Origin of the sequence: Actinomadura sp. WAC 06369, from assembly GCF_003947565.1 — a bacterium.
Classification (GTDB): Bacteria; Actinomycetota; Actinomycetes; order Streptosporangiales; family Streptosporangiaceae; genus Spirillospora; species Spirillospora rifamycini.
Map to the genome: position 1 here is coordinate 1 of NZ_QHJN01000057.1, position 19,644 is coordinate 19,644.

At 75.7% G+C, this 19,644-nt stretch carries 18 protein-coding genes and 1 tRNA gene; 12 read left to right on the top strand and 7 right to left on the bottom strand.

Annotation, left to right across the window (positions count from 1 at the left end; genetic code table 11):
• Window positions 1-152: 152 nt before the first annotated feature.
• Genes DMH08_RS17390 through DMH08_RS17415 form a run of 6 tightly spaced genes read left to right on the top strand, consistent with a single transcriptional unit; the run spans window position 153 to window position 6,546 of the window.
• Complete coding sequence (locus tag DMH08_RS17390) at window positions 153-1,487, top strand: class I adenylate-forming enzyme family protein (RefSeq protein WP_233617651.1); 1,335 nt, start codon at window positions 153-155, stop codon at window positions 1,485-1,487.
• Entirely contained in the window at window positions 1,484-2,251 is a 768-nt protein-coding gene (locus tag DMH08_RS17395; RefSeq protein ID WP_233617652.1) for a class I SAM-dependent methyltransferase, read from the top strand. Before DMH08_RS17390 ends, DMH08_RS17395 begins: the two co-directional genes overlap by 4 nt.
• The gene (locus DMH08_RS17400) at window positions 2,248-2,718 is read left to right on the top strand and encodes a carboxymuconolactone decarboxylase family protein (RefSeq protein ID WP_125615809.1); all 471 of its coding nucleotides are present in this window, start codon (window positions 2,248-2,250) and stop codon (window positions 2,716-2,718) included. The genes DMH08_RS17395 and DMH08_RS17400 overlap by 4 nt, the downstream gene beginning before the upstream one ends.
• Before the next feature lie 19 nt (window positions 2,719-2,737).
• Window positions 2,738-3,487, top strand: a complete 750-nt coding sequence (locus DMH08_RS17405) for a hypothetical protein (RefSeq protein ID WP_125615812.1) — start codon at window positions 2,738-2,740, stop codon at window positions 3,485-3,487.
• Window positions 3,488-3,527: 40 nt separating this feature from the next.
• Window positions 3,528-4,904 carry a DUF2201 family putative metallopeptidase gene (locus DMH08_RS17410; protein ID WP_125615815.1) on the top strand — a complete coding sequence of 459 codons (1,377 nt, stop codon included), beginning with the start codon at window positions 3,528-3,530 and terminating at the stop codon, window positions 4,902-4,904.
• Window positions 4,905-4,941: 37 nt separating this feature from the next.
• A complete protein-coding gene (locus tag DMH08_RS17415) occupies window positions 4,942-6,546 on the top strand; it encodes a hypothetical protein (RefSeq protein WP_125615818.1) in 1,605 nt (534 codons plus the stop codon).
• Here the strand turns inward: DMH08_RS17415 and DMH08_RS17420 are convergent.
• On the bottom strand, window positions 6,536-7,903 hold the full coding sequence (locus DMH08_RS17420; protein WP_125615821.1) for a short-chain dehydrogenase: 1,368 nt from the start codon (window positions 7,901-7,903) through the stop codon (window positions 6,536-6,538). The two genes, DMH08_RS17415 and DMH08_RS17420, sit on opposite strands and share 11 nt — an antisense overlap.
• Window positions 7,904-7,956: 53 nt before the next feature.
• Here DMH08_RS17420 and DMH08_RS17425 point away from each other — a divergent pair, with 53 nt between their 5' ends.
• Window positions 7,957-9,741, top strand: coding sequence for an AAA family ATPase (locus tag DMH08_RS17425; protein WP_125615824.1), 1,785 nt, complete (start codon window positions 7,957-7,959; stop codon window positions 9,739-9,741).
• On the opposite strand, the gene DMH08_RS17430 is transcribed toward DMH08_RS17425, so the two are convergent.
• Both DMH08_RS17430 and DMH08_RS17435 read right to left on the bottom strand, forming a co-directional pair.
• Entirely contained in the window at window positions 9,725-10,615 is an 891-nt protein-coding gene (locus tag DMH08_RS17430) for a hypothetical protein (protein ID WP_125615827.1), read from the bottom strand. The two genes, DMH08_RS17425 and DMH08_RS17430, sit on opposite strands and share 17 nt — an antisense overlap.
• The gene (locus tag DMH08_RS17435) at window positions 10,612-11,670 is read right to left on the bottom strand and encodes an SPFH domain-containing protein (RefSeq protein WP_125615830.1); all 1,059 of its coding nucleotides are present in this window, start codon (window positions 11,668-11,670) and stop codon (window positions 10,612-10,614) included. The genes DMH08_RS17430 and DMH08_RS17435 overlap by 4 nt, the downstream gene beginning before the upstream one ends.
• 135 nt (window positions 11,671-11,805) lie before the next feature.
• On the opposite strand from DMH08_RS17435, the gene DMH08_RS40175 reads away from it, so the two are divergent.
• The 4 genes from DMH08_RS40175 (at window position 11,806) to DMH08_RS17450 (ending at window position 16,113) form a co-directional block, all read left to right on the top strand.
• Window positions 11,806-12,642, top strand: a complete 837-nt coding sequence (locus DMH08_RS40175) for an SMI1/KNR4 family protein (RefSeq protein ID WP_158642333.1) — start codon at window positions 11,806-11,808, stop codon at window positions 12,640-12,642.
• Between the two features lie 71 nt (window positions 12,643-12,713).
• Window positions 12,714-13,550, top strand: coding sequence for a protein kinase domain-containing protein (locus DMH08_RS40180; RefSeq protein WP_158642334.1), 837 nt, complete (start codon window positions 12,714-12,716; stop codon window positions 13,548-13,550).
• 171 nt (window positions 13,551-13,721) lie between these two features.
• A complete protein-coding gene (locus DMH08_RS17445) occupies window positions 13,722-14,519 on the top strand; it encodes an SAM-dependent methyltransferase (RefSeq protein ID WP_199747852.1) in 798 nt (265 codons plus the stop codon).
• Window positions 14,520-14,544: 25 nt separating this feature from the next.
• Complete coding sequence (locus tag DMH08_RS17450) at window positions 14,545-16,113, top strand: class I adenylate-forming enzyme family protein (RefSeq protein ID WP_125615833.1); 1,569 nt, start codon at window positions 14,545-14,547, stop codon at window positions 16,111-16,113.
• 13 nt (window positions 16,114-16,126) lie between these two features.
• On the opposite strand, the gene DMH08_RS17455 is transcribed toward DMH08_RS17450, so the two are convergent.
• The 3 genes from DMH08_RS17455 to DMH08_RS17470 are packed head-to-tail and all read right to left on the bottom strand — an operon-like array spanning window position 16,127 to window position 18,581.
• Window positions 16,127-16,771: a DUF1990 family protein gene (locus DMH08_RS17455; RefSeq protein WP_051300834.1), complete on the bottom strand. Its 645-nt coding sequence runs from the start codon at window positions 16,769-16,771 to the stop codon at window positions 16,127-16,129.
• Window positions 16,768-18,207, bottom strand: coding sequence for a DUF1990 family protein (locus DMH08_RS41040; RefSeq protein ID WP_199747853.1), 1,440 nt, complete (start codon window positions 18,205-18,207; stop codon window positions 16,768-16,770). Before DMH08_RS41040 ends, DMH08_RS17455 begins: the two co-directional genes overlap by 4 nt.
• A 26-nt stretch (window positions 18,208-18,233) precedes the next feature.
• Window positions 18,234-18,581 carry a YciI family protein gene (locus tag DMH08_RS17470; RefSeq protein WP_026404831.1) on the bottom strand — a complete coding sequence of 116 codons (348 nt, stop codon included), beginning with the start codon at window positions 18,579-18,581 and terminating at the stop codon, window positions 18,234-18,236.
• A gap of 113 nt (window positions 18,582-18,694) precedes the next feature.
• Between DMH08_RS17470 and DMH08_RS17475 the strand changes: the two genes are divergently transcribed.
• Window positions 18,695-18,767 (top strand) — tRNA-Thr (locus DMH08_RS17475).
• 69 nt (window positions 18,768-18,836) lie between these two features.
• Here the strand turns inward: DMH08_RS17475 and DMH08_RS17480 are convergent.
• Window positions 18,837-19,517, bottom strand: a complete 681-nt coding sequence (locus tag DMH08_RS17480) for a site-specific integrase (RefSeq protein ID WP_233617657.1) — start codon at window positions 19,515-19,517, stop codon at window positions 18,837-18,839.
• Window positions 19,518-19,644 lie beyond the last annotated feature (127 nt).

The following is a 19,644-nucleotide window of genomic DNA, read 5'->3' on the forward strand; positions in this document are numbered from 1 at the left end:
GCCGTCGGTCTCGAAGAGGGACGCGTAGGCGGGGTCGGCGGCCATCGCGGCGAGGTCGGTGACGACGGGCGCGCGCGGGGCGCCGTCCACCGGGGTGTGGACGGCGGTGCGGAGCAGGCGGGCGGCGGGACGCGGTCGTCGCCGAGCTGGCGGTGGCGGCGATCGGGGCGGTCGCGCTGGCGATCCCGCACACCCGGGGGCCGCGCGACGTCGCCCGGCTGCTGGAGCTGTCGCGGGCCGCCGCGCTCGTCACCGTGCCCGGGATGATCGACGCGGTGGACGTCCCGGCCCGCACCCGGGTGTGGACGCCGCACCGCCGGATCGACGGGTCCGGCGCCGGGGCGCGGTCGCTGGACGACGCGGGCGCCGCGGAGGTCCGGTCCTGGCGGCCCGCCCGGCCGGACGCCGAGGCCCCGGCGCGGCTGCTCGTGTCGTCGGGGTCGGAGTCGGCGCCGAAGATGGTCGCGTACTCGCACAACGCGATGGCGGGCGGGCGCGGCAACTACGTGGCGGCGCTCGGCGGCGGCGCGCCGATGCGGGCGCTGCTGCTGGTGTCGCTGGCGTCCGCGTACGGGTCGCTCGGGACGTCGGTGGTCCTCGCGCGGCTCGGCGGCACGCTCGTCCTGCTGCCCCGGTTCGACGCGGCGGCGGCGCTGCGCGCCGTCGAGCTGCACCGGCCGACGCACCTGTTCGGCGTCCCGACGATGCTGTGGCGGATGACCGAGGCGGAGGCCGCCGCGGACGTGTCGTCGCTGCGCGCCGTCGTGTCCAGCGCGGGCCCGGTGCACGGGCACGTGGTGGAGGCGTGCACGCGCCGGTTCGGGATCGCGCCCGTGAACATCTACGGGTCGAGCGACGGCGTCAACTGCCACACCGGGCGCGTGCCGGGCGGGTGGCGGCCGGGGCTCGCGGGGGTGCCCGACCCGGACGTCGCGGAGATCAGCGTCCGCGACCCGCGGGGGCGGCCGCTGCCGCCGGGGGAGGCGGGCGAGATCTGGGCGCTCGGCCCGATGACGCCGCTCTGCTACGTCGCGGCGCCCGAGCTGGACGCGCGGCACCGCGCCCCCGGCGGGTGGGTGCGCAGCGGCGACCTCGGCCGCCTCGACCCGGACGGGACGCTCTGGGTGCTCGACCGGCTGAAACGCGTCGTCATCCGCGGCGGCGTCGGCCTGTCCCCGGCGGAGGTGGAGCGGGAGCTGTCCTCCCACCCGGGCGTCGCGGACGTGCACTGCGTGCCGGTCCGGGACCGCGACCTCGGCGAGCGGATGTGCGCGTGCGTCGCGCCGCCGCGCGGGGCGCCGCCGCCGACGCCCGCCGCGATGCTCGACCACCTGCGGGAGCGCGGCCTCGACAAGCGGCGGCTCCCGGAGCGCTTCCTGGTGCTGGACGAGCTGCCGCTCGGGCCGACGGGCAAGGTGTGCGCCGCGACGCTCGCGCGGCTCGCCGCCGAGTCCGCCGTGCCCGCCGACGCCGGGAGCGGCCGGTGACCGCGGTCGTCGGCGCCCGCGAGCGGCACCGCCTGCTGGGCGAGGCGTACGACCCGATGACCGTGGAGAACCTCGCCCGGACGGGGGTGGGGCCCGGCTGGCGGTGCCTGGAGGTCGGCGCGGGCGACGGGGGCGTCGCGGCGTGGCTGGAGCGGCGGGTCGCGCCGGGCGGGCGCGTGACCGCCACCGACGTGCGTCCCGATCCGCAGGCCGCGGGCCCGCGGGTGACGCGGCACGACATCGTCCGGGACCCGCTGCCGGACGGCGGGTACGACCTCGTGCACGCGCGGCTGGTGCTGCGGCTGCTGCCGGAGCGCGACGCCGTGCTCGGCCGGCTGCTCCGCGCGCTCAAGCCGGGCGGCGTCCTGCAGCTCGACGAGTTCGACGCGTCGGCCGCGCCCGCGCTGGACGTGCCGAGCGCGGCGGCGCGGGAGCTGTACGACACGTTCACCGCGGCGAAGAACCGGCTGATGGCGCGCGCCGGGGTCGATGTCGCGTGGGGGCGGCGCGCGGTGCGCGCGCTGGTCGCGGCGGGGTTCACCGAGGTCGCGGCCCGGTCGCGGGTGGAGGTGTGGGACGCGGGGGCGCCGGGCCTGCGGCTCCTCGCGCACCACGCGCGGCACCTGGAGGACGAGTTCGTCCGGGAGGGGATGACGCCGGGGCAGCTCGACGGGGTGCGGGAGCTGCTGGCCCACCCGGGTTTCCGCGCCTGCTCCTACACCATGTACTCCGTCCAGGGCCGGCGCCCACGGGAGGTTCGATGACGTCGCAAGCGAAGGACGCGCGCGCGAAGGGCGGGCGGTTCGACGTCCGCGCCGCCGCGCCGGAGGCGCACGCCGCGATGGCCGCCTTCGACACCGCCGCGGGTGCCGGGCTCGACCCGGCGCTCGCCGAACTCGTCCGCGTCCGCGCGTCCCGGCTGAACGGCTGCGCGATGTGCCTGGCGATGCACACCGACGCCGCGCGCCGGTTCGGGGAGGACGAGCGCCGCCTGCGGGCGCTCGCGTCGTGGCGGGACAGTCCGCTGTTCGACCGCGCCGAGCGGGCGGCGCTCGCGCTGACGGACGCGATGACGGCGGTCGGCGACGGGGTCCCGGGCGGGGTGGTGGACGCCGCCCGCGGCCACTTCGGCGACGCCGGGCTGGCGCACCTGATGTGGACGATCGCCGCGATCAACGCGTGGAACCGGGTCGGCGTCGCGGCGGCGTCGGCGGCCCGCGAAGAAAGGTGATCATGGCACCATTGCGGTCATGAGCGACCGAACCTCCCGGAAAGCCGTCGCGGTCGCGGTGACCTGGCTGCTCCTCGGCATCGCGGGAGTGCTCGGCGCCGTTGCGACGGTGCTGGTCGCGGTGCCGGGGCGGCTCGCCGACCAGGCCGCGTTCGACGCCGCGCGGGACTGCCCGGCGGCGCCGCGCGAACCCGCCGACTGCCTGTGGAAGCAGGAGTTCGTGATCTCCGACATCCACCTGTACTCGGGCCGGGGCAGCGAGATCACGGCGACGCTCACCGACCGCGCGGGCGACGTGTGGCCGACCGAGTACAGGACGAACGAGCCCCTCCTGGACGACCTGGACGACGGCGACACGGTCGTGGGCACGATCTGGCTCGGCGAGGTCGTGCGGATCGCCGCGCCGGGGGGCACCCAGAAGACGATGGCGGACCCCGGGGGATTCGCGGAGAGCGCCGTGGGAACCGCGCTCGTCGCCGGCCCCACCGGCCTGCTGCTGATCGTCGCGAGCGGGTGGCGGCTGAAGCACCGCACCCGGGAGTCGGCGCCGCGGGGGCTGACGGGCCTCCTGTGGTTCACCGGCGGGCAGGCGGCGGGCTCGCTCGCCCTCGGGCTGCTGGTGATCGTTCAGGGCTGGTCCATCTGGCTCATCCCCGGGCTGTGGCCGGTGATGGCCGCGCCGCTCGCGGGGCTCACGGCCCTGGCCGTCCGGAAGGCGGACGACCTGTCGGCGGCCCTCGGCGGCACCGGCTCCGCCCCCGCGCCCTAAATGCGTGGAGAACGCGGGGAGCGGCCGGGAGAGTGGGGGCGTGGCTTACGGGGACACCGGACGGACGGGCGCGGTGCGCGCTCCGGAGATCGACCTGCTCGACCGGCGCGCCCTGGAGCGGTGGGCGCCCGCCGACCCGCGGGTCGTGGACGAGGCGCGGCGGCTGAAGGAGCGCGCGCTGCTCGACCTCGGGATGACGCACAGCGCGGTCGCGTCCTGGCTGTACAGCAAGTGCCACCACCAGATCCCGACGACGGCGGTCGGCACGGCGGCCGTGGTGGCGGCGGGCGACGGGTCGTGCCTGCTGCTCTACAACCCGGACTTCTTCCTCGGCATCGGCATCGAGGGCGTCCGGTTCGTCCTGTTCCATGAGGCCCGGCACGTCGTCCAGCGGCACCTGTTCGCCGACCCCGACCTGCGGGCCGACCCGGTGTTCACGCTCGCCTGCGAGGTCACCGTGAACCACGTGGCGCTGGCCAGGCTCGGCGGCGGGCTGCCCGAACTGGACGGCCGCCCGGTCGGGGTCTCGCCCCGGGACGTGTACGGGGCGTACGTCCGGGACCTCGGCGCGCAGGGGCTCCGGCCGCGGCGCTACGAGGAGTGGATCGACACCGACATGAGCGTCTACCGGGAGCTGCGGCGGATGCGGAACCCGCCCGGCGTCGAGCACGCCGTCTGCGTCCACGTGCTCCTCGACGTGCTCGACCAGGAGACCGTCGACCGGATCGGCGCGGACGTCCTGCGCAGCGTCCTCGTCGCGGCCCGGCGCGGCGACCGCGCCGCCCGCGGCGAGCTGCTCGACCTGCTGCGCCGCACCGAGGGCGGCGGGGAGCGCGCCGACCGGATCTGGGGCGACCTCGGCGCGCACGCGCTGCGCGGGCGGACGTCGGCGACGCGGCGGGTCGACTGGTGGCAGCGCTGGCTCGTGGACGTGCTCGGCTCGCGGCTCGCCGAGGGCGAGCGGCTCGTCTACCCGAAGAAGCGCGGCGCGCTGCTGGCGGCCCTCGGGCACGAGCCGATGCTCGCGCGGCGCGGGCAGCGGCGGCTGAAGACGCTCGTCATCGCGCTCGACACGTCCGGGTCGATGCCGGACGGCGTGGTCGAGTGGCTGGCCGCGCTCGTCGGCCGCATCGACGGGGTGGAGGCCGACTGGGTCGCGTTCGACGCGACGGTGAAGCCGTTCGTGCCGGGCGAACCGCTGCGCGGCGGCGGCGGGACGAGCTTCAGGGCCGTCCAGGCGTACGCGGAGAGCCGGGACGACCCGGTGGACGCCGTCGTCGTCGTCACCGACGGGCACGCCGAGCGCATCGCCCCCGCGGAACCCGGCAAGTGGATCTGGCTGATCACGCCCGGCGGCGACGAATGGCCCGAGCACCGGGACCCGCCGATGGCCTGCCACCGGGTGGAACCCGTCTGATCACGATGGATCCCGAAATTGGCTACGGTGACGCCCTATGAGCCCGCACGGTAAGACGACGCGCGCCCGCGACATCGCGCGCTGCACCGCCGGCCTGCTGCGGTTCGCGACCCCCGGCGAGACGGACGCGCTGCTCGGCCACCTGCCGGACGGCCGCGTCGCGCACGCCGTGCGGAGCCACGGGACGCCGAACCGCGTCGTCATCGAGGCGCTGCTGCGGCGCGGCCGCCCCGGCGACCTCGACGCGCTCGTCACGCACGCCCTCACGGTCGGCGACCCGCCGTCGCTGCTCGGCCGGCTCCTCGACCTCGACAGCCCCGAGGTCAACGAGGCGTTCGTCGGTGCCGACGCCGCGCTCACCCGCCTGCCGCGCAACCTGCGCCGCCAGCTCGCGCACCAGACGTCCCGCCGCGACGGGACCACGCCGCGCCCGCTGCCCGACCGCCTGCGCGAGGCGCTGCCGTCCGCGAAGGCCCCGGAGAGCTTCGACCACGCGCTGCTCTACGCGGCCGACCCCGAGCAGGCCGGGGCCGCGCTCCGCTTCCTCGGCGCGGGCGCCGACCCGCACGGCGCCGTCCAGGCGTGCCGCACCCTGCTGGACGCCCGCCGCCACCACGAGATCCGCGACCTCGTCGACCGGGACCGGCTGCCCGCCTACCGCTGGGGGCCGGACGGCACCGAGCCGAGCGTCCTCGCGTACGCGCGGGCCGCGCTGCGCGGCGAGGAGGGCGAGCGGGCGCTGCGCGAGCTGTCCGGACGGGTGCGCGGCGCCGAGTTCCTGCGGACGATCGCCGAGATCTCCGACGCGCACGCGTGCGGGCCCGGCCGGGGGAGCCGCCCGGTGTTCCGCACCGTCGTGGACCGCCGCCACCCCGGCATCCCCCGCGTGGGCTGGGCCGACGTCCTCGCGGACGAGCCGCGCCGCCGGGCCGCCGACGGGCCGTTCCCGCTCCGCGCGGCCCGCTTCATGGCGAAGCGCACCGACCTGCCCCTCGACCTCGCGCGGCTGCTCGCCGCCGACCATCCGGCCCTGGCCGTCTTCCTCGCCGACCCGGCGCCGGAGGTGCTCGCCGACCTCTGCGGGCGCGGGCCCGTCCCGGGCGCGGACGTGGTCCTCAAGGTCGTCGGGAACGGCCTGGCGGCCGGCACGTTCACGCCCGAGTTCGTCGTCGAGACCGTCCCGGAGGACACGCTGCGGGTCGTGGCGGAGTCGCTGTGGCTGCCCGCGACGCGGGGCACCGCCCGGATCCGTGCGCTCCTCGGCCTCGCCGGGGACGTCCGGCTCGCCCCGGCGTTCACCGACGAGACCGGGCACGGCCGCACCCGCCGCCTCCGCCGCCCCGGCCTGGCGCCGCACTGGGACGCCGCGCTGATCTACGGTTCGGACGCCGCGCGGCTGTTCGAGCGGCCCGGCGGCACGACCGCCGACGAGGTGCTGGCCGCCGCGCCCGCCGACGCGGTCCTCGCGCCCGGCACCGGCGCCGCCCCCGACCCGCGCGTCCTGCGCCGCCTCGCCGAGCACGTGGACCGGCACCTCGGCGGCCGTCCCGAAGCCTGGCTCGTCGCGCTCCGGCTGCTGGAGGACGGCTTCGTCGGCACCCTCCCCGAACTGCTGGAGACCGCCGGGGCCGTCACCAGCTGACGACCCGGTAGTCCTTCAGCAGGACCCCGTGCGGCGGGTCCCCGCCGCGCTCGCCCCGCACGATCGGGTCGTACACGCGGGCCGCCGCGTCCACGACGTCCAGCGGCGGGCGGAACCCGGCGGCGGCCCGCCGCGCCCGGTCCGGCTCCGGCTGCTGGTCGGTGAACCAGCCCGGGTCGACGCTCGTCACGTACACGCCGCGCTCCGCCAGCTCCGGCGCCGCCGTCAGCGTCAGCATGTTCAGCGCGGCCTTCGCCATGTTCGTGTGCGGATGCTCCGACCCCTTGTAGTACCGGCCGAACCGCCCCTCCGCCGCCGACACGTTCACCACGTACCGCCGCGGGTGCGGGGACGCCTCCAGCAGCGGGCGCAGCCGCCCGAGCAGCACGAACGGCGCGGTCGCGTTGATGAGCTGCACCTCGATCAGCTCCACCGGGTCGACCTCGTGCACCAGCCGCGTCCACGAGTTGACCGGCGACGGGTCGGGCAGCAGCCCCGCGACGTCCACGGTGCCCGACGCGGTCGCCACCGGCGGCCCGCCCGGCCCCGGCGGGAGCGCCGCCCGCCCCTCGACCGCCAGCAGCTCCGCGTACGCCTCCGGCGGGTGCCGCAGCGTCTGCGCCGCCAGGTTCACCAGGACGTCCAGCGGTTCGCCCGCCGCGACCCGCTCGTCGCACCAGCGGACGAGCGCCGGGACGTCCCGCAGGTCCATCCCGGTGACGGTGAGCCGGTCCCACCACGCGTCCCGGTCGGGCACGGCCGCGAACCGCCGCCGGGCGTCCACCGGGAACCGGGTGAGGGCCGTCACCGCCGCGCCGTCCCGCAGCAGCTTCAGCACCAGCTCGAACCCGGCCTTCACCCGCCCGCCGGTGACGATCGCGCGCCGCCCGGTCAGGTCGGCGCGCGCGTCGCGGCGCGCCCGGTGCTCGGCCGCGCACGGCGGGCACAGGCGGTGGTAGAAGCCGTCCAGGTCGCGGAAGTGCGCCCGGCAGACGTAGCAGACCTGCAACCCGCCCAACCGGGCCGGGCTCGCGCCCGGGTGCCGCGCCGCCGGTGCGGCGTCCGGTTCGCTGCCCGGTTCGCTGTCCGGTCCGGCGGGCGCCGGGAGCGCCGCCCCGCCCGGCGCCGCGACGGGGGCGCCCTCGACGCGGCCCGCGGCGCCGGTCGCCGTTCCGGCGAGGATCTCGGCGTCCGCCTCCGCGCGGCGCCGCCGCCGCGCCGCCCGCTCCCGTCCCCGCGTCCGCCGGACGAACGCGGACACCGCCGCCCGCACCCGTTCGAGGTCGGGGTCGCCGTCGGGCGCGTCCGCCAGTTCGGCGAGGACGCGCAGGCACGTCGCCACCTCGTCGTCGCGCATGCACGCCATTAAATCGGGTGATCCCGGGCGTCGCGGACCGCTTCACTGGTCGCATGAGCATGCCGGACGGGCCGCGGCTGGCCCACTTCATCGACACGATGATCGACCTGGGCATCACCGGGCAGGTCTTCGGCGAGCACGGGATCGGGAAGACCTCCACGTTCTTCCACCACGTCCGCACCCTCGACGGCGTCCGGCTCGTCTACGTGCCCGCGGCGAACCTCACCCCCGACGACCTGCTCGTCAACGCGCCCGTCCGGCGGCCCGGCGACGGGGAGCTGGTGCTGCGGCAGCTCATCATGCGGCAGCTCAAGCCCGGCAAGCCGTTCGTGCTGCTCATCGACGACTCGCTGCAGGCGGGCGCCACCATCCAGTCGCAGCTCATGCAGATCGCCTGCACCTGGACGCTCGGCGAGCACGACCTCCGCGCGCTCGGCTGCATCGGCGTGTTCCTCACCGACAACGAGTCCCTCGACGAGACCGCCGCGCGCCGCACCGACCTCGCCGTCCTCGACCGGATGGCGACGCTGCGCGTCACCGCCGCCGACACCGCGTGGCGCCCCGCGCTGTCCCGCAAATTCCGCGGCGTCGACCTGACCGGCGTGTTCCGCGTGTGGGCGTCGCTGCCGCCCGCGCTGCGGCGCCTGCTGTCCCCGCGCACCCTGGAGCACGTCATCGACTGCGGCCTCGCCGGGTTCCCCCTCGCGTGGGGGCTGCCGCTGGTGGACGGGCGCCGCCTCGCCCTCGCGGAGCCCGGGGCCGACGGGCGCCCCGGCCCGGACCAGGCCCCGGACGTCCTCGACCGCGTCGCCGCCGAGCTGCGCCGGGCGGGCGCGGACGCCCCGAACCCCGCGCACGTCCCGGACGCCGTCCGCCGCGCGGTCCGCGCGGCCCTCGACCGCCGCTGGGCCGTGCTCGTCCAGGGCCCGCCCGGCTGCGGCAAGACGGAGGTGGTCAAGGAGGTCGTGCGGGAGGAGCTCGGCACCGACCCGCTGTACTTCTCGCTGCCCGTCACCAACGTCGAGGACCTGTGCGCGCCCGTCCCCACCCTCGACGGCACCCTCGACAACCTCCTGGCCGCGCCGTTCGTCGGCGACGGCGACAAGGCGATCGTGTGGGACGAGTACAACCGCCCGAAGGACAAGGCCGCGTTCGCGCGCCTCATGGAGATCACCCAGGAGTGGTCCCTGGCCGGGCGCCGTATCGAGGGGCTCCGCGCGCAGATCGCCCTGCAGAACCCGCCGTACCACCTGGGGCGGAAGCTGCTCGTGGCCCGCAACACCATCGCGCAGGCGTCCCGCTTCACCGCGTCGCTGGAGATCGACCCCGAGGACATCCCCGCCAACGAGTGGCTGATCTCCCGGTACGGGCCGACCGCCGAGACCGTCCTGGAGTGGTGGAAGAACGACATCGACGACGAGGGCCGGCAGTGGATGACCAAGCGGACCCTTGAGCGGCTCATCCGGCTGCACGGCCGCGGGCTGCCGCTCGACGTCGCGAAGATCTACCTCGGTGACGGCGACTACGCGCCCGTGCCGCTCACCGACCTGGAGGCCCGGCTGTCGCGCCGTCCGGTCACCGGCCTGCGCGAGCTGTCCGCCGACCTCGACGCCTGGACCGGGCGGCTCCGCGACGCGCCGCCCGAGGGCTCGGACGCGACGGACACCGTCCACCGCGTCCTCGCGAACGCGGAGCTGTCGCAGCTGGAGGCGCACGCGGAAGCCGTCGCGGCGCTCGCGCCGCTGCTCCCGCCGAAGCTCAAGGCCACCTACCTGATCGGCGCCGACCCCGCCCGGCAGCGGTTCTGGACGTCGGTGTTCGTCAGCGGACGAGGCTGAGCGCGCCGGGCGCCACGCCGACCTCGACGCGCGACCCCCACGACAGTGTCAGCCGGTCGGCCTCCATCCCGTCGCCGAACACGACCAGCCCGTCCGTCTCGGACACCAGCTCCAGGGTCTCGGCCGCCGCCAGCCGCCCCTCCGTGCGGGACGTGCCGGTGGCGGGCGACGGCCACGCCTCCCGGACGAACCAGGCGAGGCCGGGCTCGGCCGGTTCGGGCAGCCGCAGGCCGCTGCCGCGCTCCAGCCACACCGACCGGCACCAGCCGGTCGCGCCGGTGCCGGTCGCGACCAGGACGCCCGAGGACGACTGGCGCTCGGCGTCCCCGCCGCAGGAGAGCCGGTAGCGGGCGGACTGGTGGCCGGGGTGCCCGACGAACACCTCGTTCAGCGCGGTCAGCCCGGTCCCGTCGTCGGTGACCGCCCGCACCATCGCGCGCCGCTCGGTGGCGGCGCGTCCGGCGGCGACGGTCCGCAGCAGGTCGGCGCACGCGTCGACGGGGTGGGGGACGAGCACGCCGGGGTTGCGCCCGGGATCGGGGTCGAGGCCGACGACGGGCTGCCCGTCCAGGTATTTGGCGGTGTTGGCGACCAGTCCGTCCGGCCCGACGACGACCACGATGTCGTCGGGCGCGAACAGGAAGCGGTCCAGGTCGGCGCGCTCCACGAGGCCGCGCCGCCACGCCACCGGGATCGCCGCCGCGACCCGCGCCAGCGCGTCCGCGGTCGCGGCGTGCGCGGCGTCCACCGGGGCGATGTCGCGGCCGCGGGACCGCAGGAAGAACTCCGCCTGCCCGCGGCTGCCGTGCCGGGCGAGCAGCTCCTCGTACTCGGTGCGGCGGTGCACGACGACCGCGCGCGGCGCGAGCGTCACGCCCGCCCCCGCGGCGCCGCCTGCCCGGTCCGCGCGCGCGGGGCGGGCGGGGCGTCGTCCCGCGGCGGCGCCAGCCGGGCCAGCGCGCCGGTCAGCAGGTCGGGGGTGAGGTTGAGCTGCCCGATCTCCGGCAGCCGCTGGGCGAGCGTGTCCGCCGCCAGCGCCAGCAGGATCGCCGGGTCCATGTCGCGGTAGACGGCCAGGTGCGCGGCGTTCGCCTCCGCCTCGGCGGCGCCCAGCTCCCGCCGGTTCTCCGCCTGCGTCGCGGCGGCCAGCTTCTCCCGCTCCGCCGCGGCCTGCGCCGCGACCCACGCCGCCGCCGCGTCCTCCTCGGCGCGCCGCCGCGCGTTCTGCCCGCGCCGCGCGACGAGCCGCTCCTCCCGCTGCGCCAGCTCGATCTGGTTCTGCATCTCGTTCTCGGCGATGGCCCGCTCCCGCTCGACCGCGAGGGCGCGCCGCTCGTACGTCGCCCGGTCGGCCTCCTGCTGCACCTCCTCGCGCGCGGGCGTCTGCAGCGCCCGCTCCACGTCCGCCTCCGGGCGGACGGCGACGACCCGGACGCCGACGATCGTGATGCCGGTGTCGGCGAGCCGCGCGTCCCCGGCCAGCCCCGCCGACACCGCGTCCCGGAGGGCGACCGGACCCGCGGTGATCGCGTCCCGCAGCGCCATCCCGGCGGCGAGCGTCAGCGCGTGCTGCTGGGCGCTCTCGGTGAGCATCGTGGCGACCTGGTCGAGCGGCGCCGACCGCCACGCGCCGGTCTCCGGGCTGATGGCGAAGTCGAGCCGCCGCGCCGCCAGCTCCGGCTGCTCGATCCGGTACGTGACCGTCGCCTGGACGCTGACGTCCTGGTAGTCGGCGGTGCGGGCGTGGAAGAGCAGCGGGAGCTCCCGGTCGTCCACCGGCACCTCGCTGATCACCGCCGACAGCGGGCGGAACCAGAACGACACCCCCACGCCCTCGTGCACCGGCTTCCCGCGCCGCAGGTGCCGGACGTACGTGGTGGGCGCGCCCCTCAGGTGCCGCAGCAGCGGCCTGCGCTGAACGTCCGCCATGATGCCTCCCGTTTTGTCGTCATCAGGACGGTAAGGGGGGAGATAGTTATTCTCAAGCTGATAACAACATCCGTCAGTGTGATGTGCATCACCTCCCCTCCCCGGCTGTCGGTGGCGGATGCTCGACTTCTCCGCATGGACCATGAGCAGCTGGCCGAAACCGTCCTCCGCGCCAAGCACGCGACGGCCCTCGACCTGAGGTGCCCCGTGCCCGGCCACCCGGACGGGCACGAGTGCTTCCCCGTCCCCGGTGACGTGGACGGCCTGGTGAAGGAGCTCACCCGCAAGTGCGCGGGCCCCTACACCGCGGTCCACGGGCTGCCGCCGCTGTCCTTCGACGGCGGCCACGACTGGACGCACGCCTGGCTCTGGGCCTCGCGGGCGGTGGCGGTCGGGCGCGACCCGGACGGCCGTCCCGCCGTCGCCGTGGTGGAGCGGTCCCTCACCCGACCGGACGACCTGCCCGCCGACATGCCCTGGCTCGACCGGCTGATCGCGATCACCGACGGCGCTCCGGCGCCGGTGCCCCCGCCCGACTGGGCGTCCGTCGAGAAGCGGCTGGGCACGCCCCTGCCCGGCGACTACAAGCGGCTCGTCGAGACGTTCGGCTGCGACGGCCTCTTCGACGAGTTCTTCCACGTCTTCGACACGGAGGAACTGATCTCGTACTGGGAGTACTTCGCCGGCGACGACCCCGCGTCCGGCGGCCTTCCGGGCTGGCCCCTGCCCGGCGGGCTGATCCCCTGGTCGAGCAACGAGCATCACGAGACGTTCTGGTGGATCGCCGAAGGCCCCGACCCCGACCGCTGGCCCGTCTACGCCGTGACCGAACTCGACGAGGGCACCCGGTTCGACTGCACGGCCACCGAGTTCCTGTTCCGCCAGATGACCGATCCCGACTTCCCTTTCCACTCGCCGGCCGACCACATCACCGGCCACTGGTTCAGCGCGTTCGTCCGCTCCGATTCCTGACGGACGCGCCCGAACCGGACGGCCGTCCGGAGCGTCTCCTCCCGTGGAAGATCAACACGAGAGGTGTCGCAGTGCTGCCGCTTCACGACGACGACCCGCCCGCCGTGGGCCCGTACGCGCCGGTCGCGCTCCTCGGCCACGGCCGGCGGGGACCCACCTACCTCGGCCGGGCGCCCGGCGGGCGCCCGGTGGCGGTGACGCTGGTCCGTCCCGGGCTCGCCGCCGAGGAGGGGTTCCGCCGCCGGTTCGCCGCCGAGGTCGCGGCGGCCCGCCGGGTCGGCGGCGCCCGCAACGCGCGGGTCGCGGACGCCGACCCGCACGCCGACCGGCCCTGGCTCGCCGCCGAGTACGTCCCCGGCCCCTCGCTGGCGGAGACCGTCGCCGAGCGCGGTCCGCTCCCGGCCCGCACGGTCCGGACGCTCGGGGCGGGGCTCGCCGAGGGCCTCGCCGCCCTGCACGCCTGCGGGCTGGTGCGCCGCGACCTGCACTCCGGCGACGTGATCCTCACCGCGGACGGCCCGCGCATCGTCGGCTTCGGCACCGTCCGGACAGCGGAGGACGACCCGGGCACCGAGGACGGGGAGGCCGCCCGGTCGGCGCTGTACCTGACGCCCGAGCAGATCCGCGGCGACTGGGAGGTCCGGGACGCCACCGACGTGTACGCCCTCGGCAGGGTGCTGGTGTTCGCCGCCACCGGCGCCGTGCCCTTCGACGGGCAGTCGATGGAGACGATCCTGCGCGGGCTCCTCCACGAGGCACCCGACCTGACCGGCGTGCCCGCCGACCTGCGCGACGTGGTCGCCGCGCGGACCTCTTCGGCCGTCGGCGCCGCGGCGGTCCTGGCGGCCGGCGCCGCGGTCGGCGCCGCCCTGCTCCGGGCGCGGGCCCGGCGTCCGGCGCCCGCGTGACCTGCGTCGTCCGGAGCGAACCGGGGCGATCTGGAGCAAATCATCGGCTCGGCGCACATCCCCTGACCGCCCGGCCATTTTCGAACGGACACGCCGGGTCCGGCGAATCACGGTTAGGTGCGATTTCGTACTAGCTTGTGGGATGAGGGTGGCTGGTGAGGGGACGTAAAAGTGCGGGAGCAGAGGGCTGCGGGCGGATTTGACCCGAATGTGCCGAACATTGCGCGGATGTACGACTACTACCTGGGTGGCAAGGACCATTACACCGCCGACCGGCTCCGCGCCGAGGAAGCGATCGCGGCCGATCCCACGCTCCCCGTCCTGATCAGGGAGAACCGCGCTTTCCTCGGACGCGCGGTCCGCCACCTCGCCGAGCAGGGCGTCGACCAGTTCCTCGACATCGGCACCGGCCTGCCCACGCAGCAGAACGTCCACCAGATCGCCCAGTCGGTGAACCCCGACGCCCGGACCGTCTACGTCGACTACGACGACCAGGTCGTCGCGCACGGCCGCGCGCTGCTCGCCGGGTCGCACGTCACCCGGATGATCGAGGCCGACCTGCGGCGGCCCCGCGACATCCTGGAGCACCCGGAGCTCGATCTCCTCGACCTCACCAGGCCCGTCGCGCTGCTCCTCGTGGCGACCCTGCACTTCGTCCCCGACGAGGACGACCCGCCCGGCATCATGGCCGAGCTCCGCGAGGCCCTCGCGCCCGGCAGCCACCTCGTCATGACCCACGCCTCCGCCGACGGCGTCCCCGACGTCGTCGCCAAGGTCGTCGAGGTCTACAACCGCACGTCCGCTCCCGGAACGCCCCGCACCCTCGAGCAGGTCACCGCCCTGTTCGGGGAGTTCGAACCCGTCGAGCCCGGACTGGTGTGGGCGCCGCTGTGGCGTCCCGACCACCCGGTCGACCCGGACCGGGCCCGGCAGACGTGGTTCTACGCGGGGGTCGGACGCAAACCCTAGAGGGTCCACCGAGCGAGGAGGACGTATGCAGGCGACGACGGTCGGGGCCGCACTGCGGGACGCGGCGGCCAGGGGCGGCACGTTCCTGTACGACGGCGACGACACCATCACCTACCCCGCCTTCGACGAACTCGCCGACCGCGTCGCGTCCGGGCTGCTCGCCCGCGGCGTCGGCCGCGGCGACCGCGTCGGGCTGCTCGGGCCCAACACCCCGCAGTGGCTCGCCGTCTTCTTCGGCGCGGCCCGCATCGGCGCCGTCGTCGTCCCGCTGAACGTCCGGTACCGGGAGGCCGAGCTGGCGTACATGCTCGGCCAGAGCGGCGCCCGGACGGTCGTCTCCGCCGGCGCCGCCGGCGGGTTCGACTTCGCCGCGTTCTTCGACGGGTTCCGGCCGCGCATCCCCGGCGTCCGCGACTTCGTGTTCTTCGGCACCGGCTTTCCCGGCGCGGGCTCGTTCGACGACCTCGCCGCCGCACCGCCCGACCCGGCGGCGCTCGCCGCGGCCCGCACCGCCGTCGACCCCGGCGACCCGCTGCTGATCCCCTACACCTCGGGCACCACCGGACGCCCGAAGGGCGCGGTGATCACGCACGGCGGCCTGCTCGCGTCGGCGTCCGCGCAGGCCGCGCACCTCGGCATGGACGAGCGGGACGTGCTGCTCGGCCACCTGCCGTTCAACCACGTCGGCGGCATCACCTGCACGATCGCGGCCGCGCTGGCCGCGGGGTCGGCGGTGGCGCTGCTGCCCGCGTTCAGCCCGGACGGCGCCCTGCGCGCCGTCGAGCGCCACCGGGTGACGCTGCTGAGCGCCGTCCCGACGATGTTCACGCTGATGCTCGGGCACGCGAGCCTCCCCGAGCGGGACGTCTCGTCCGTCCGGACGTGCGTCGCGGGCGGCTCCAACGTCGAGCCCGCACTGGGCGAGGAGATCCGCCGTGCCTTCCCGGGCGCGTCGCTGTACGGGCTGTACGGCCTGTCGGAGTCGTCGGGCGCGTGCGTGCTGTCCGGGACGGACGACGACGCCGAGACGGTCGCGCGGACCCTCGGCGTCCCGATCGGCGGCTTCGAGGCCCGGACGGTCGGCGCGGACGGGGCCGTCCTCCCGGCGGGGGAGACCGGCGAGCTCCAGATCCGCGGCGGCTGCGTCGCCGCCGGCTACTGGGACATGCCCGAGGAGACCGCGGAGGCGTTCCTGCCGGACGGCTGGCTCGCGACGGGCGACATGGCGCTGCTGGAACCGGACGGGCACGTGGTGCTGCGCGGCCGCAAGAAGGAGATGTACATCCAGGGCGGCTTCAACGTGTACCCGGTGGAGATCGAGAACGTGCTCGGCGCGCACCCGAAGGTCGCGATGGTCGCCGGGTTCGGCGTCCCCGACGACGTCCTCGGCGAGGTCGGCTGCTGCTACGTGGTGCCCCGCCCGGACGGCGACCCGCCCACGGCGGACGAGCTGGCCGCGTACTGCCGGGAGCGGCTCGCCGACTACAAGGTGCCGCGCCGCTTCGTGATCACCGCCGAGGTCCCGCTGACGCCCGTCGGCAAGATCCACAAGGCGCTGCTGCGGGAGCGGCACGCGGCGGTCCCGGCCGACTAGGCCGGGGGCGGGGTCATCCGGCGTCCCGGACGGGCGCCCGCCCGGGGTCGGCGAGCGCGGCCGCCGTCATGCGCTCCATGCGGCGGCACGCCCGCCGGTAGAACTTGAGCTGCGTGCGGCGGCCGAACAGCATGAACCCGAGCCGCACGACCGGGTTCGGGATCCGCCCCCGCCGCGACACGGCGCGGATGCGGAACTCGACCTCGCCCGTGTCGAGCCACTTGCGGACCTCCTGGTCCATCTGCCCGCGCTCCAGGTGCCCTTGCAGCGTCCGGTAGTTCCAGCCCCACACCCGCACCGGCCGCCCGCCGATCTCCTCGACGCGGTCGGCGACGTCCCCGACGCGGACCGCGAGGTGGAAGCGCAGCCCGCAGAACCGGCCCTCCAGCAGCATGTCCCGGCCGGGCTCGGGCGGGCCCGCGCCCTGCACGCGCCGGATGATCGCCGGGTCGGCGTACGCGTAGTCCCGGACGAGCCGGCGGCCGGTCTCCCAGCTCCCGCCGGGGACCGGCGGCCCCGGCGGCTCCGGCGGCAGCGCGCGGCGGACGTCGTCCACGTGCCACCCGCGGCCCGTGCGCGGCTCGTCCGGGTCGAAGTTGGGGGGACGGTGCCGCAGGTCGGCGTGGAGCCGGTGCGGCGCCGGGACGCTGTGCCTCATCGGGGTGCTTTCTCCGGTCGACGGCGCGGTTCGGGATCGGGGCGGGCGGGGCGGGCGCCGCGCCCGGCGCGGCGTTGGGCGACCTCCTGGACGGCGGCGTAGGCGGGGCCGCGCACCCGCTGCAGCAGGCCCGCCGGAGGCAGCCCCGGGATGGGGCGCCGCTCGGGATCGAAGCGGATCGGCGCGCGCGCGTCCGTCCGCGCCGGCCCGGTGAGCCGCAGCTCGCCGAACCGCTCCCACGGGCCGAACTCCGTCGCCACCAGCAGGTCGAACAGCAGCGGGCGCGCGTCCGCGGCGCGCGCGAGCCCCGCGAGGCCGGCCGGGCGGATCCGCGGGCCCCGCGCGGCCGCGCCGAGCAGCACGCGCCGGTCCCCCGCCCGGTACGCGAGCAGCGACCCGTAGAAGCCGGGGGCCCAGCGGGTCGAGGGCCGCAGCAGGTGGCGTCCCAGCGGGCCGCGCCCCGTCGTCGCCAGCAGCAGCTCCGCCTCGCCCTCCCCGGCGGCCCCGCCCTCGCCGCCGTCCGGCGGCCAGCGCAGCGCGAGCCCGAGGACGTCCGGGAACGCGTCCGGCGTCCCGGCCGCGCGCGACAGCCGCGCCTTCCCGTGCAGGACGGCGCGGTCGTCCAGGAACGGGACGCACCACTCCCGCGGCGCGCCGTGCAGGACGAGCTCGGCGTCGAAGACGAGCCCCTCGGGGTGCAGCGGGCGCCCGCCGCGCAGGCGCGCCGCGAGCGCGAAGCCCTTCGCGGCCGCCGCGGCGAGCGCGTCCGTGACGGGCCCGGTCCCGCGGGTGTCCGCCCGCTCGGTGAGCACCTCGATCTCGCCGGCCATGCGGCCCCCGGCCAGCTCGGCGACCCGCTCGCAGAAGTGCGTCCACATGTGGAGCTGCATCTCCTTCGCGACGCGCAGCCCGCTGTAGAGGGCGCTCGCCAGCCGGTCGCCGCTGCGCGCCCACGACTCGATCGTGAACACGAGCCCGTCCGGCGCGTCCGCCGCCCGGAACTCGATCTCCCCGGCCTCCAGGTGCCCGCGCAGCGTCACGAAGCGGAACGACACGGGCGTCCGGTCGACGACGCGCACCGGGCAGTTCCACGGGCCGGGCATGTGGACGAGGTACTCGTCGCCCACCTCGACCAGCCCTTCGGCCCCGGCCGTCTTGTCGAAGACGGCGACCTCCACCGGCGACGCCGCGTTCAGGTCGTCGCCCAGGCGGGTGATCAGCTCCTCCGGGGTCAGCGGGCTGCCCGCGATCCGGATCGTGTACCGCCGCTGGAACGCGGGCCCGGCGCCGTCTCCTGGCACGGGCGGAAGGGACCCCGCACCGGCCGCTACCGCCTCGGTGCCGACGAACTCGTCGTGGACCCTGCGGGCGACTCCACGATCTCCGTCGCCGATCTCGCGGTCGCCGTCCTGGACGAAGCCGAACACCCCGAGCACACGAGAACCCGATGGACGGTGGGCTACTAGGACACGGCCCTGATCGGCCGAACCTCGATGGGCAACCCCGTGACCTGCGCATACCGTGCAGCCCACCGCAACGCCGCGTCCTGCCCGTCGGCCTCGATCACCACGAAGCCCCCGACGCACTCGTCCGCCTCCGCGTACGGCCCGTCCCGCGCGACGCACTCGTCCCCCCGGATCCGCACCACCGTGCTCGCCCGCGGCTCCTCCAGCCCCGCCCCGAAGATCCAGTTCTCCGACAGCTCCAGATCGCGCCGCAGCTCCTTGAGCTCCGCCATGATCCGCTCCAGCTCGTCCGGCGGCGGTGCCTCACCCACGGGCTGGATGATGTTCAGCACGTAACGCTCCACGGTGCCCCCCTCGAAGCGGCCGACACCCCCACAGTCCCCGGCAAGCGCCCGTCCAACCCCGGATACCCGCGCGCACACCCCCGCCGCGTCGACTACGATGCGGGACGAGCCGCGCCGGCGTAGCTCAATTGGCAGAGCATCTGTCTTGTAAACAGAAGGTTAGGGGTTCAAGTCCCCTCGCCGGCTCCCACGTCAAAGGCCCCTTCCGATCCCGGAAGGGGCCTCTGAATTGGCGAGTACAGCAGCAAAGTACAGCTACAGCGTCGAACGCCCATCCCTGTCGGCGTCCGACCCCAGGTGATCCCCGAGCCGCTTGAGCGCCGCCCTGGTCTGCTCCGACGGAACCTCGGTGTAGACCTCCATCGTGAGGCTGATCTTGCTGTGCCGAAGGATCTGCATCGCGACGCGCGGGTGGACGTCGAGGGCCGCAAGGAGCTTGCCGCAGGTGTGCCGGGTGTCGTGCACCCGGATGAGCTTGACGCCCGCAGCGCCGCAGTGGGACGCGAACGCCCGGTTGACGTTCCGCGGTTCGATCGGACGGCCCGTCCTGGTCGTAAAGACGAGATCGCTGTCATGCCACTCGGCGCACGCCTCACGCTCCGCGTCCTGCTGGGCCTTGCGAAGCCGCAGCGCCGCCGTAACGAGGGAGGGCAGGGGGAGGACGTCAGTCGACCCGTCCGTCTTGGTCCGCTCCTTGTGAATCAGGCGAGCCCCGACCCGCTGTAGCTGCCAGCCGATGCTGATTTCCTCGCTCGCGAAGTCGATGTCAGCCCAGCGCAGCCCGAAGACCTCCCCCTCCCGCATCCCCATGAGGAGGATCAGGACCCAGGCCGCATAGAGCGTGTCATCGGCCGCCCGAGTGTGTTCGAGGAAGCGCCGAGCCTCTTCGACCGTCCAGGTCGAGGACTTGCGCGACCGCTTCCGGGCGACGGGCACCTTGGCCAAGCTCGCCACGTTCCGTGAGATCAGTTCCTCATATATCGCGTGGTTCAGAGCGTTCCGGAGCGTGTTGCGCGCCGACGTGATGGTCCGCCGGCTGGGGAAGTCCTCGCAGCATTTCCCC

Coding starts and splice junctions, on each gene's coding strand:
- DMH08_RS17420 (WP_125615821.1), bottom strand. CDS start 7,903: ATGCGCGACGACGAGGTGGCGACGTGCCTGCGCGTCCTCGCCGAACTG.
- DMH08_RS17450 (WP_125615833.1), top strand. CDS start 14,545: ATGCAGGCGACGACGGTCGGGGCCGCACTGCGGGACGCGGCGGCCAGG.
- DMH08_RS17400 (WP_125615809.1), top strand. CDS start 2,248: ATGACGTCGCAAGCGAAGGACGCGCGCGCGAAGGGCGGGCGGTTCGAC.
- DMH08_RS17435 (WP_125615830.1), bottom strand. CDS start 11,670: ATGGCGGACGTTCAGCGCAGGCCGCTGCTGCGGCACCTGAGGGGCGCG.
- DMH08_RS40175 (WP_158642333.1), top strand. CDS start 11,806: ATGGACCATGAGCAGCTGGCCGAAACCGTCCTCCGCGCCAAGCACGCG.
- DMH08_RS17415 (WP_125615818.1), top strand. CDS start 4,942: ATGAGCCCGCACGGTAAGACGACGCGCGCCCGCGACATCGCGCGCTGC.
- DMH08_RS17405 (WP_125615812.1), top strand. CDS start 2,738: ATGAGCGACCGAACCTCCCGGAAAGCCGTCGCGGTCGCGGTGACCTGG.
- DMH08_RS17425 (WP_125615824.1), top strand. CDS start 7,957: ATGAGCATGCCGGACGGGCCGCGGCTGGCCCACTTCATCGACACGATG.
- DMH08_RS17455 (WP_051300834.1), bottom strand. CDS start 16,771: ATGAGGCACAGCGTCCCGGCGCCGCACCGGCTCCACGCCGACCTGCGG.